Annotated in this window: 14 protein-coding genes; 11 read left to right on the forward strand and 3 right to left on the reverse strand. The window is 54.2% G+C overall.

Translation table 11 applies throughout. The features are described from left to right. The first annotated feature begins 226 nt into the window (after positions 1-226). Positions 227-460, forward strand: coding sequence for a MerR family transcriptional regulator (locus tag AK95_RS14455; protein WP_082834230.1), 234 nt, complete (start codon positions 227-229; stop codon positions 458-460). 77 nt (positions 461-537) lie between these two features. On the opposite strand, the gene AK95_RS34125 is transcribed toward AK95_RS14455, so the two are convergent. The 3 genes from AK95_RS34125 to AK95_RS14465 are packed head-to-tail and all read right to left on the reverse strand — an operon-like array spanning position 538 to position 1,985. Next, positions 538-696 carry a hypothetical protein gene (locus AK95_RS34125; protein ID WP_156515018.1) on the reverse strand — a complete coding sequence of 53 codons (159 nt, stop codon included), beginning with the start codon at positions 694-696 and terminating at the stop codon, positions 538-540. A gap of 33 nt (positions 697-729) precedes the next feature. Continuing rightward, entirely contained in the window at positions 730-1,641 is a 912-nt protein-coding gene (locus AK95_RS14460) for an IS3 family transposase (protein WP_082834229.1), read from the reverse strand. A gap of 17 nt (positions 1,642-1,658) precedes the next feature. Continuing rightward, a complete protein-coding gene (locus AK95_RS14465; protein ID WP_063477458.1) occupies positions 1,659-1,985 on the reverse strand; it encodes a transposase in 327 nt (108 codons plus the stop codon). A gap of 109 nt (positions 1,986-2,094) precedes the next feature. On the opposite strand from AK95_RS14465, the gene AK95_RS34130 reads away from it, so the two are divergent. The 10 genes from AK95_RS34130 to AK95_RS14510 all read left to right on the forward strand — a co-directional run bounded on the left by AK95_RS34130 (position 2,095) and on the right by AK95_RS14510 (position 12,827). After that, complete coding sequence (locus AK95_RS34130) at positions 2,095-2,454, forward strand: hypothetical protein (protein WP_162487579.1); 360 nt, start codon at positions 2,095-2,097, stop codon at positions 2,452-2,454. Beyond that, positions 2,402-4,207, forward strand: coding sequence for a cache domain-containing sensor histidine kinase (locus AK95_RS14470; protein ID WP_071220697.1), 1,806 nt, complete (start codon positions 2,402-2,404; stop codon positions 4,205-4,207). Before AK95_RS34130 ends, AK95_RS14470 begins: the two co-directional genes overlap by 53 nt. Before the next feature lie 6 nt (positions 4,208-4,213). Continuing rightward, the gene (locus AK95_RS14475) at positions 4,214-5,452 is read left to right on the forward strand and encodes a response regulator (RefSeq protein ID WP_071220698.1); all 1,239 of its coding nucleotides are present in this window, start codon (positions 4,214-4,216) and stop codon (positions 5,450-5,452) included. A 191-nt stretch (positions 5,453-5,643) separates the two neighbouring features. Next, a complete protein-coding gene (locus AK95_RS14480) occupies positions 5,644-6,999 on the forward strand; it encodes an ABC transporter substrate-binding protein (RefSeq protein ID WP_071220699.1) in 1,356 nt (451 codons plus the stop codon). A 62-nt stretch (positions 7,000-7,061) separates the two neighbouring features. Beyond that, positions 7,062-7,997: a carbohydrate ABC transporter permease gene (locus tag AK95_RS14485; protein WP_083397628.1), complete on the forward strand. Its 936-nt coding sequence runs from the start codon at positions 7,062-7,064 to the stop codon at positions 7,995-7,997. A 16-nt stretch (positions 7,998-8,013) separates the two neighbouring features. Beyond that, complete coding sequence (locus tag AK95_RS14490; RefSeq protein WP_071220700.1) at positions 8,014-8,838, forward strand: carbohydrate ABC transporter permease; 825 nt, start codon at positions 8,014-8,016, stop codon at positions 8,836-8,838. A 41-nt stretch (positions 8,839-8,879) separates the two neighbouring features. Further along, positions 8,880-9,662 carry a sugar phosphate isomerase/epimerase family protein gene (locus tag AK95_RS14495; protein ID WP_071220701.1) on the forward strand — a complete coding sequence of 261 codons (783 nt, stop codon included), beginning with the start codon at positions 8,880-8,882 and terminating at the stop codon, positions 9,660-9,662. Between the two features lie 21 nt (positions 9,663-9,683). Continuing rightward, complete coding sequence (locus AK95_RS14500; protein WP_071220702.1) at positions 9,684-10,730, forward strand: Gfo/Idh/MocA family protein; 1,047 nt, start codon at positions 9,684-9,686, stop codon at positions 10,728-10,730. Positions 10,731-10,732: 2 nt separating this feature from the next. After that, a complete protein-coding gene (locus AK95_RS14505; protein ID WP_071220703.1) occupies positions 10,733-12,007 on the forward strand; it encodes a Tm-1-like ATP-binding domain-containing protein in 1,275 nt (424 codons plus the stop codon). Beyond that, positions 11,985-12,827: a phosphoenolpyruvate hydrolase family protein gene (locus AK95_RS14510; protein WP_071220704.1), complete on the forward strand. Its 843-nt coding sequence runs from the start codon at positions 11,985-11,987 to the stop codon at positions 12,825-12,827. The genes AK95_RS14505 and AK95_RS14510 overlap by 23 nt, the downstream gene beginning before the upstream one ends. Positions 12,828-12,831: the final 4 nt, after the last annotated feature.

Below are 12,831 nucleotides of genomic sequence, written 5' to 3' on the forward strand. Positions count from 1 at the left end.
TACAACTCAGAACGATACCAGTGGACATTAAAAAAGATGACCCCCGATGAATTCAGAGGTCATCTGCTTGCTAGCTAAGCTCTAGGCGGTTTATTTCAAACTGTCCACAAACTGGGTCACAGTTCACCCCTCAGGGGCTCTTTTTATTTAATCTTTTTTCTTGACCTTTACATTAATGTGAAGCTTTATAATAAAGCTAACGTTCCTAATCGATGAGGTGATCGTTTTGAAGATCGGAAAGGTAAGAAAAATAACTGGCGTTAGTGCCCGTTCGATTCGTTATTATGAGGAGAAAGGATTGATCAAAACATCTCGTCAAGAAAATAATTATAGAGAATATGACGAAAAGGCGATCGAATCCATTAACGCAATTCAACTTTATTTAGGTTTAGGGCTGACAACTGACCGGCTAAACCCCCTTATAGTGGACACAGCACCTCTTATTCACTGTTATTCTTAGAATTTCTTCCAATTCCTTCGTTTTTCGCCTGAATGAGCATCTTTTATCCCAGCAAATTTATACTCCAGAACTCCTCGTCAAAATTCAGGCTCGGTGAGCTTTCGATATCGTTCCAAATTTCCTTTCTCAAGGGCGTCACGCTGCTTGATCAGACGTTGAATCTCTTCCCGCAATCGTTCGATGGTAGCTTCCATCTCGGCAATCCCTTCTTGCAGTTGCACACGATGCTCATTCATGGATGTTCGCCTCCTTTTCTCATCCCGTGATACTTAGACCTTAATCTGCTTTGCTTTCACCGTTCCTTGCTTCACCGCTTCCATATATTCATAGGGAGACAAGTCATAGATGCTGCCATGGATACGGATACGATTGTAATCTTGGATAAACTGACTGACCCCTTCGTAAGCCTGTGGATAAGACTCAAACTCGTTTTGCTGGTAGCATTCCTGCTCTATGATCGAATGGTAAGATTCGATGTGAGCGTTTTTATTCGGTGTTTTGGGCGGAATTCGCTCGTGAACCATGGCAAACTCGGTACAGGCCTCCTCAAATAGATGGCTAATAAACTGCGGACCATTATCTGTACGTATCGTCGGCTTTTCTGCCTTGTCAAAGAGCTGGCGCCTCATCAGCGCTTCCTGCGTGATCTGGACGAGATGCTTGGCCTCACACGTTAGACCGATGTGATACGTGACGACCGCACGGTCAAACACATCCAAGATGCTCATCAGGAAGAAGAAACGTTGCTCGCCGTGAATCCAACCGTACTTAATATCCGTTTCCCACAGTTGGTTCGATCCCGTTATGATACGGTTATTGGCAAGGCGCCTCGGGTGCTTGATCTTGAGTTTCCGCTGTGGACGAAGCACGTCCATTTCCTTGCATAGGCGGTAAACTTTCTTTTTTTTAATCTTCAGTTTATGGCGGCGACGTAGCAGGATGGTTAGCTTGCGGTAGCCGTAATTCGAGCCTTCCCCTGCCAAGAACTCCATGATCCATTCGCATATCTGCTCATCACTGATGGGCTTACCACCCTGTGTATAAGATAAACCAGGGGCGGGGCGACCGGCCCTGTGGATGTTTTCCTTTCCTTGTTGCGATCTATTCACATGTGCATAATACGTGGAGCGCTCTACGTTCAACACACGCAGTACGGAGCTGATGGCATGCCCTTGGCCCATATACTTCTGGGCAATCTCTATTTTATCCGCAAGTGTGGGTTCGTTTTTTTTAGTAGGTCTTTGAGAATATCCCTCTCCAGGGCTTGTTCTGCAAAGAGCTTCTTGAGCTTCTCATTTTCTTTCACAAGCTCTGCATAATCCGCTGCGGTAGGCACAAATTTCGCTTGCTTGATACTCGCCCCATTCAGTTGATCGAGATCCTTACGGTTCAGCTCTTTTGCCCATCGAAGCACCATCTTCGGATCGAGTTCATGTTGTCTGGCCACAGCCGTCATATTGCCAATTTCCTTTCCCTTGGCAACCACCATTTTCTTGAAGTTCAGATCATACTGCTTCCTCTTCATTTCGCGTTCCCCTCCGCCTTAATATGATTATATCGGAGTAAGGGGTGTACTGTCCAAGTTCATTTAGGGGCTAAATAGATAGAACGGTAAATTAAAGGAGGGCTACCCCATGACTATATTTTCGATTGTACTTCAAAGTTTATTGTTCCTGTTGCTGGCTGATATCCCTCGATCGAAGGCCGCACAAGTTGAAGCTGGTGGACGGTTCGTCGTTCAAGTACAACGCCCTGGTGCTCGCCTCGGCAGCGAGACCAGGCCGGCCTTGCCGGTGCCGAAAATACGCACTCGTAGTGGCTTTTTGTGGTGTTGCCGCTTGCTTGCATCCGTTTTTTCCATAATCGAGTCTAGAAATCCATTGAGCTTTGATTGCGATTACCCTAGCATTACAGGCAAAAGAGAAACAAGGGGGGAGGAGTGTGGTACAGCCCGCGCTATTTTCATTTTTAAAGCGTTGGAATCTGAAGTGTAAGCTGATCATTTTCTATCTGATGTTCCTGATCCCCATGCTGCTGCTGAATTTATTCGCTTACGTGTCTTCGACGCGCATGATCCAGAATCAAGTGACGGATTCCCTTGCCGTACTGACCGGTCAGATAAACACCATGATCGAACAGAAGCTGACTGACATCGAGAAAATCTCGTCTACTGTCTATTCGCCTGCGTTGCTCGACGTGGTCAGGAGGGGACGATATATCGGCGACGATTCGGTCTATGTCAAGGATAACCGGGAGATGAACCGTTTCTTCTCCTATATCGTGAATGACATCGACGAGCTGGACGGCGTCTATGTGTTTACTGAGAACGGCAATATGTTCTACAAATCGGTGATCGATCAAATGAAAGCGGTTTACGATCTCGAACGGGACGACTGGTACGGGGAAACAGTGGCCCGCGTGGGCCGACCTGTTATTTTCGGCGCGCACATGCCCTGGACGCTGCAGCTGTCCTCCAATAGATACGTGTATTCTGTGGCCAAGTCGATACGAGGCATCGACGGTAGCCGAATCTGTACGCTTCTGCTAGACCTGAAGCTCAACTCCATCGGCGAGCTCGTCGCGTCCTACAAGAAGCAGTACGACAGCCGGATACTGGTGCTGGACAAAACGAATCATGTGCTCTTCGGAGACGACCTGTACGATGTTGGGACAGAGCTTCAGGAGCCCGCCATTTTGACGCCCGTTCGCGGAGGAATGACGCAGGCGGGCATCCGTGTGGGTGGCAAACGCCAGTTTCTCGTGTACGATACGTCCGTCATCAGTGGCTGGAAAGTCATCGGGCTTACCGAGCAAAGTACCATCGACAGGGAAATTTCCGGCCTGCGATCGTTGAATGTCGCGGTGACGGCCATCTCGAGCATTGTATCGCTCGGATTTCTGCTCGCCATCTATCTCACGAACTACAAACCGATTCTCCGGCTCCGGCGGTCGATGAAAAAGGTCGAAATCGGCGACTTCTCCGCACGGGCGGAAATCACGACGATGGACGAAATCGGCAGCCTGGGCAAGAGCTTCAACAATATGCTGGAGAAAATCAATGAGTTAATTGAAAGCGAATACAAGGCAAGGCTGCGGAAGCGGGAGGCCGAATTCAGGGCACTGCAGGCGCAGATCAATCCGCATTTTCTGTACAACACGCTCCAAATGGTCAGCAGCATGTCGGTCGTTCACGGGCTTCCGGAGGTCGATCAGGTTGCAAAGTCGCTGGCAGGTATGTTCCGCTATTCGATCGACAACGCCACGGAAATGGTGCCGATCGAGAAGGAGGTCGAACATATCCGAAATTACCTGTTCATCCAGCGTCTGAGGCTCAACGAAAGCTTCGACGCCGAGCTCGACATCGACGCTGAGGCCGCACGGTGCTCGATCCTGAAGCTGACTCTTCAGCCACTGGTCGAGAACATCTTCGTTCACGGCTTCCGGGACATGCACAAGAAGGGGATAGTCCGAATTTCCGTGAAACGCCGCAGGTCGAGAATCATTGTAAAGATCATCGACAATGGAAGCGGAATGAGGATGGGCGCGTTACGAAAGCTGAAGCAGAAGCTTTATGAGGAACGCAACGACGAAGCAGACGTCCGAAACGCCAATATAGGTATCATCAACGTGCACGGCAGACTGAGGCATCATTTCGGCCACGGTTATCAGATGTACTTCAAAAGCATGGACGGGATCGGTACGAAAATCATGCTGGTCTTCCCGGCGATTCCCTATGAAGGAGCGTGAAGCTCGATGTACAAGGTGCTGCTTGTCGACGACGAGGTGTGGATCAAAAGGAGCCTGAGGAAGGAGATCGATTGGCCATCGTTTGAAATCAGTGATGTCGCGGAGGCGTCCGACGGCGAAGAGGCTTTCCGGCTCGCGACGGAGTATGAACCGGATGTCATCATCACCGACGTGAAGATGCCTCGGATGGACGGCATCGAGCTAACCCGTATAGTGTCCCGGTCCATGCCGGAAGTAAAGATTATCATTCTGAGCGGTTACGCGGATTTCGAGCTGGTTCGGCAAGCGCTAAACGAGCGCGTGATCGACTATATTCTGAAGCCGATCAACCGGCAGGATCTTGTGACCGCAATTCGCCGCAGCGTTGATGAGATCGGCAACGACCGGAAACGCAGGGAACAGGATTTCCGGCTCAAGGCGCTGCTAGACCGCAGTCTGCCCTTATGGACGGAGAAATGCATCTACGACCTTCTGCACAAGGAGCTGGACGAAGACAAAGGCGCGGAGCTAGCCCGGATGACCGGGCTGTTCCTGACAGAGGAGCCGCATGTGGTTCTGCTAATTAAGGGGAGCGAGACCCTGTCGGTGGAGGCGATCCGCACCGCCTACGCTCGCGCCCGCGGCGAGAGCCGGATGCCCTACCTGATTCTTCCACATTTTCAGACCGAGCGCGAATACCTGCTGATCGCTCCGTGCCAGGCCGGCAGCGCGGCTGCGCACGCGGAGTTCGCCTGCCACATTACCGCCATAAGGCAATTCCTCGCCGACGCGGGTGAACAGGTGCATATCGGGGTTGGCTCCATCCGGGGTGGCTGGCGTGAACTCGGCGCGTCGTACCGCGAGGCGGTCTATGCATGCCGTCAGGCGGCGCTAGAGCCGAACGGTGGGGTCGTGCTTTATCCCAAACGCTACGGCCGCAAAGAAACAAATGAAGTGATCGAACAGATTAAATCTTACCTCGAGGCCGCCTACCGCGAGCCGCTGACGCTGGAAGGAGTCGCCCAGCGGTTCTATCTCAATCCCAGTTACTTGAGCCGCTTGTTCAAGCAAGTCACCGGCGAAAATTTCATCGGCTATATCACCCGCATCCGGATGGAAGAGGCCTATCAGCTGCTTATGCATACCGATATGCCCGTCCATCAGGTTGGCGAATACGTTGGATATGAAAATACGAATTATTTCAGCAAATCGTTCAAAAAGTTGAAAGGGTTCGCCCCTGCGGAGTGTAAAAAGCTCTTCAGGTAGAATGATCAAACCGGTAAATATAGTACCTCCCCAAAGTAAAAATTGTTCATTCCTTCATCCGCTTACGTGCGGCATGATGGGAGTACCGAACGGAAGGCGCCCCGATTCGGATCAAAATGAAAGCGTTCTATCTTATAAGAGAACTTCTAAGTTGACGATTGCTAATGCCAATCATGCGGGGGGAATCGGAGATGACAAAGCTTTTGAGAGGAATCAGTCAGTCGCTGGTGCTGGCCGTGCTGGTTGTATTGCTGGCGGCATGCGGCGGGAACGGCGGAAACGACGAAGGCTACGCCAATGGTGGAACCGATACGACTGCGAATGTCGGAAGCGAGAAGGCCGGCGATGAGAAGTTCACGCTGACGCTGTGGACCATTTCGGACAACGCCGATCCGATGACGAACCGGGCGCTGGCAAAGGCCATCGAAATGTTCAAGCAGCAGTATCCGAAGGGTGAAATCAAGGTGGAGGGCAAGGGCCGTCCCGAGCAGCTCTACGACCAGCTCAACATCGCCGTAAGTGCTGGCAACGCGCCGGACTTGTTCTGGTCGAATGTAGGACAGAACGTCTCGTTTTACATCAAGAACGGGAAAGTGGAAAGTCTCGACAGCTATGCAAAACAGTTCGGCTGGTATGACGCTTACCCGCGATCGGCTATCAATTACCAGAAGAAATTCCTCGGTGATTTCTACGCGTTGCCCGGCAACTACAACGCGATGGGTATCTGGTACAAAAAGGATCTGTTCGAGAAATACAACATCGCGATTCCGCAGACATACGAAGACCTAATCAAGGCGGCCGACACGCTGAAGCAAAACAACGTGATCCCTATGGTTATGGCGGGCAAGTGGCCGGCGATCGTGACCAGGCTGTTCGACGGCATTCTCGAAATGGAGACGGGCGCGGAGCTGCACGACAACCTGTTGCTGGGCACCGCACGGTTCAACGATCCTGCTGTAGTGGAGGCGTTCCGCAAGCTGAAGGAAGATTGGGTTGACAAAAAATACTTTCAGCCGGGTTATCTGTCCAACGAAGAGGCGCAAACAAACAATCTCTGGTATTCCTCAAAAGCGGCCATGTTGTACTCGGGCTCCTGGGAGTTCGGCAACCTGCGGAACAACAAACAGGATCCCGAAAATTATGGGTTTTTCCCGTTCCCGACAGGCGTATCGCCCTACCGGATCGTAGCGTACGGCGACGGCTACTATATGTCGTCCGATTCGAAACATAAGGATGAGGCGGCCGCGTTCCTGAACGCGATGAGCTCGCTCGACGCGCAGCAGGCGACTCTGGAGACGAATCCCGAAAGCTCCTCCGCACGTATCGGCGCGATAGATCTTAATAAAGTGAACGAGACGAAGAAGCAATTCGTGGATCTGCTGCAAAACTCGGGCTCGTACGTGCCGACGAACGAAATGGGAACCGAGCCCCGGCTGACGGACGTGCTGTTCGACGTGCAGACTCGTGTGCTGACCGGAGAACTGCAACCGGAAGAAGCCGCCGACATTCTCGACAAGAAGGCGGAGGAATTCGGCTGGTACAAGTAAGACCGCACAAGTACCCGAATAAAGGAAAGCTTCGGCGCAGGCCGCCGGATGGGAGGGCAGGCATGAAAAACATGGTTTCCGATGTGCGCGCACCAGGGCGCACCGTGCTGACGGTTCGCTCGACACGACGACTGGACGGTTTTACGCCTTATCTGTTTCTGTTACCGGCGCTGATTGTCTACAGCGTGATCGTCGTCTATCCAATCCTGAACTCGTTGTGGCTCACTATGTTCCAGTGGGATGGGGTAAGTCCAGACAAGAAGTTCGTCGGGTTCAGCAACTTCATTTACATCTTTACGGAAGATCCCGTGTTCTACATTGCTCTCAAAAACAACCTGAAGTGGAGCGTAGCTTCGCTTCTGCTTCCGGTATCGCTCGGACTCGGCTTTGCACTTCTGTTCAGCAAGGCGATCAAAGGCTTCTCGTTCTTCCGGGGGGCTGTCTATTTCCCGGCCACGCTGTCGCTGGTCATCATCGGAACCATCTGGACGTGGATGTACGACCCGAACTTCGGCCTTATCAACAACGCGCTGCAGCTGGTGTCAGGCGGGCACGCCTCATTTGACTGGTTCGCGAAGCCGAACAACACCATCTTCTTTGTCGTACTGGCCGCGTCCTGGTCATACAGCGGCATTTGCATGCTGATGTTCATGTCCGGTCTGCAGGCCATCTCGCGGGAAATTTACGAATCGGCCCTGATCGATGGCGCGACTCGGTTCCGCAAGCTGGTCCATATCACGCTGCCGCTGCTCAAAAATACGCTGAACGTCGTCCTCGTCACGACGCTGGTCAACTCGTTTCAGGTGTTCGATATTATCTTCACCATGACGAACGGCGGTCCCGGACGGGCTACAAATGTACTTGCCAGCTGGTCGTACGCCCAAGTATTCACGTATCACGACATGGGCCGCGGCACCGCGATCGCATGGGTGCTGTCGATTATCGTGCTGAGCATTTCGATCCTGTCCAATCGGATTTCATCAAAGAACGATTATTAGAAGGAGGAGGGGGACCATGAAACTGACTAAAGCCAGGAACGGCATGCTCGCCTTCTTCGTCGCGCTGTTTGTCTTGCTGTGGCTGACGCCGTTCGTCTATGTGCTGTTCACGGCGCTCAAGTCGCCGGACGAGTATTTCAGCACGAATCCGTTGGCCTTCCCGAAAGTGATCGCCTGGGAGAACTTCCACAAAGCCTACGTGGTGCTGGATTCGTATTTCGTCAACAATGTGAAGCTGGTCGTGATCTGTCTGCCGCTCATTCTGCTGTTCGCCTCGATGGCAGCCTATTCACTTGCGAGACTGGCATTCCGGGGAAGGGAATTTTGGGCGATTTTTTTTCTGGTCGGCATGATGGTGCCGATCAGTATCACGATCGTGCCGATCTACATCATGTTCAAGAGCTTGGGGCTGATTAACACGCACACGGCTCTCGTCCTGGCGCTTGTGGCGTTCGGGCTGCCGTTTACGATTTTCCTGATGCGGGGCTTTTTCCTCGGCATTCCGAAGGAAATCGAGGAGTCCGCCCGCATTGACGGCTGCCGGCACTGGGGAATCTACGCCCGCATCATCATTCCCATATCCAGGCCAATTCTGATCACGGCGGCGATTTTCAACTTCATGGGCGTATGGAACGACTTTTTCTTCTCGTACACATTCATTCAGGACAACGACAAGCTGACCCTGAACGTCGGGCTTCTCGCATTCACCAAGCAATTCGTTACGGAGTATAACTCGCTTACCGCCGGTATGATCCTGATCATTCTACCTTCATTCGTGCTGTTCGTCATCTTCCAGCGCTATATCATGGCTCGGACGAACGACGGGGCGGTCAAGGGCTAAGCGATGCTGTAAAACAGACAGGCAGGAGGGAGGAGTCACGAATGCGGTTTACGCCTTCGCAGATCGGAGTGCAGCTCTATACGCTGAGGGACCATTTTCGTACGAGGGAAGACGTCATGCATACGCTGAAAGCGGTTCGCGACATCGGCTACGAGGCGGTGCAGTTCTTCGAAATGCCGATTGCAGTCGAGGAGATGAGGGACATTCTGAAGGGGCTGGGCCTCCGCGTGTGCGGGGTCGACGTCAACGTCAAGCGGCTCAAAAGCGAACTTGGGCGGGTACTCGAGGAGATGAAGCTGCTGGAATGCCCGTACATCACCTACTCGTACGGAGGTGATTGGAGAAGGCCTTACGCACACGGCTTGGAAGGCTACATTGCAGATATATCCGCCGTGGGGGAGCAGCTGAAGGAAACGGACTGCCGGTTCGTCTACCATAATCACAGCTTCGAATTCATTTCGTATAAAGGCCGGAACGCGCTGGAATATTTCTATGAGCAAACGGAGCAGGCCGGCATTCTGGCGGAAATCGACACGTTCTGGGTACAGCACGGCGGAGGCGACCCGGCGGCCTGGATTCGAAAATACAAGGGGCGCGTGCCAATCATCCATCTGAAGGACCTGGCCATCGAGCAGTCGGAAGGCAAGGTCAACCAACTGTTTGCGGAAGTGGGGAATGGCAACATGAACTGGGAAGCGATTCTTAGCGCTGCGGACGAGTCGGATGTGGAGTGGCTCGTGGTTGAGCAGGATACGTGTAAACAAGATCCCTTCCTGAGCGTCAAGGAAAGTTACAACCATATCAAAGCCGTTATCACTCGGTAACAGATCAAAGGAGGAACAAACATGAACATGGTCAACATCGGCTTTCTCGGACTGGGACGGGTATTGGAGTATCATCTGCCCGCTATCGAAAGGGTGTCGGACCGATTCCGGATCGCATCTGTGTTCGACATGAGTGAGAGGCGCCGGGCGGAAATTGCCGAGCAGCTTGGCGCCAAGGCAGCAGGCAGCTATGAGGAAATGCTGAATGATCCGGACCTTCATTTGCTCGTCGTGGCCACGCCGCCCCGCTTCCATGCAGAGCACGCGATACAGGCGCTGGAAAGTGGTAAGCACGTGATTGTGGAAAAGCCGATGGCGCTTTCCGCGGCCGATGCCGCCCGAATGGTGGAAGCGGCGGAGCGGAAGGGCCGCAAGCTTGTCGTAAACCACAATCACCGGTTCAGCGGACACCAACAATACCCGTTCATCAAGCGCACGCTGGATGAAGGCACGCTTGGACGGCCGTATCAGTACCACATCCAGCTGATGTCGCCGTGGGGCGGCTACGAAGGCTCGCCGGACTACATCCCCAATTGGGAGTGCAAGAAGGAACACGGCGGCGGTACGCTGTTCTCCTGGGGACCTCATCTGGTCGACATGCTGCTGCAAGCCCATCCGGCAAAGCCGGTCAGCGTATATGCAAGACTGAACAGCGGAGGCTGGGAGTTCGACGGCGACAGCAACGCGGCGCTCGCTATCACGTTCGAGGACGGAGCGTCGGCCCAGATCGACATTTCGTATGTGTCGCCGCACCCATTTAATCTGTTTTATGTGCAGTGTGAAGGCGGATCGATTAAATACGAGCAGGATACAAACCGTGTCACCGTACGCAGAGGCGCCATCCGGAAAGGCTTCGAGGAAGAGATCGTTGCACCGGAGCAGTTGCCGCCGGATCTCGTGTACGAGAACCTGTATCGGGCGATCCATCAGAGTGAGGTCCTGCTGATCGAGCCGCGCGACATCGAGCTCGTCATTGCAATTCTGGAAGGGGCCGTCCTATCGTCCGAAACCGGAAAAGCGGTTGCGGTGGCGGACGTGCTGCAGGCGAGCCGAACGGGGATTGCTTGAGTATGCGAGCCTACATCCTGATGATCGGCACGTTTGATACGAAGGAAGCGGAATTTTCCTATCTTCGGGACCGGCTTCTCGATCGCGGCTATGGCGTCATCTCGATGAATGTCGGCGTGATGGGATCTCCAGACACCTGGGCGCCGGACATTGAAGCCGAGCAGGTTGCGGAAGCGGGCGGCGTCTTGCTTCAGGAGCTGCGGCACAACGGTGATCGCGGCCAGGCGATGGAGACGATGGCCAAGGGAGCGGCGGTGCTGGCGCGCGAGCTGTTTGAAGAGGGAAGGTTCGGGGCGGCGATCGGACTGGGAGGCGGGGGAGGCACGTCTATCGTGACGGCTGCGATGAGGGGGCTTCCGCTGGGGGTGCCGAAGGTATGCGTTTCGACGGTGGCCTCTGGCAACGTATCGTCGTATGTCGGCACTAGCGATATCGTAATGGTTCCTTCGATCGTTGACATCGCCGGTCTCAACCGGGTGTCCCGCGCCGTTCTTGCCAGAGCTGCCGGGGCGGTCGGCGGCATGCTGGAAGCGGTGGCGAAGTCGGTCGAGGGAGGCGAACAGCCCGTCGTCGCTGCCACGATGTTCGGCAATACGACGCCCTGTGTCCAGGCATGCGCAGCTTTGCTTGAGGCACGCGGCTATGAAACCATCGTCTTTCACGCGACGGGGACGGGCGGCCGAACGATGGAGGCGCTGATTGCCCAGGGCTACTTCGACGGCGTCCTGGATCTGACGACAACGGAGCTCGCCGACGAGCTCTGCGGAGGCATCATGAGCGCCGGACCCGAACGGCTGACGGCGGCGGCGCGTAACGGCGTTCCTCAGGTGGTGTCGCCCGGCTGCATCGACATGGCGAACTTTGGACCAGAGGCGACTGTTCCGGAACGCTGTCGGACCCGAACCTTGTACCGGTGGAACCGGGACAATACGCTCATGCGCACCAATGCCGAAGAGAACCGCGTAATCGGCAAGCAGATCGCGGAGCACTTGAACGGTGCCACCGGGCCAGCGGCCGTGCTGCTCCCCCTGCGAGGGCTGTCCCTTCTGGGCAGAGAAGACGGGCCCTTCCGGGATGCCGGCGTCGATGCCGAGCTATTCGAAACGATCAAGGCGCACCTGAAGACAGGGATCGAGCTGAAGGAACTAGATACCGATATTAACGATCCGGCCTTCGCGGCGGAGGCGGTCGAAACGCTGCTGATGCTGATGAAAGAGCGGGAACATACTTTACACGACGAAGGAGAGATCATGAATGCCGGCAATTCCCCGCAGTGAGATTATGGAAAGATTACGGTCACATATCCGTAATGGCCGTCCCATCGTAGGTACTGGAGCCGGAACGGGCATCAGCGCCAAGTTCGAGGAAGAGGGCGGCAGCGACCTCATCATTATTTACAACTCCGGCCGGTTCCGCATGGCGGGACGTGGCTCGATGTGCGGTTTGATGCCTTACGGCGACGCGAACGCGATCGTGATGGAGATGGCAGGCGAGATTTTGCCTATCGTCAAACACACGCCCGTGCTGGCTGGCGTATGTGGTACCGATCCGTTCCGTTCGATGCCTCTATTCCTGAAGCAAGTAAAAGATGCTGGTTTTTCGGGTGTCCAAAATTTCCCGACTGTCGGACTCTATGACGGCAAGTTCCGGGCGAACCTGGAGGAGACCGGCATCTCGTATGAACTGGAAGTCGAGATGATTCGGCTTGCGCGGGAGATGGAACTTCTGACGACGCCGTACTGCTTCAACCGGGACGAAGCACGTAGAATGACGCAGGCCGGCGCGGACGTTATCGTGGCGCATGTCGGTACAACGACGAGCGGATCAATCGGGGCCAAGACGACGATGTCACTCGAGGAAGCGGCCGCAATCGTCCAGGATATTTGCGACGGCGCGCGCGAGGTGAATCCGGAGGTCATCGTGATCTGCCATGGCGGCCCGATCGCGGAGCCCGCGGATGCGGCGTTCATCTTGCAGCACACCGACGGCGTGCATGGCTTCTACGGCGCTTCGAGTGCCGAGCGGCTGCCGGTCGAGCGAGCCATCATGGAGCATATCCGCAAGTTCACGACGATTTCGATAAAAACTCATGTTTAGGAGG

Origin of the sequence: Paenibacillus sp. LC231 (assembly GCF_001860525.1) — a bacterium.
Lineage (GTDB): Bacteria > Bacillota > Bacilli > Paenibacillales > Paenibacillaceae > Paenibacillus_AQ.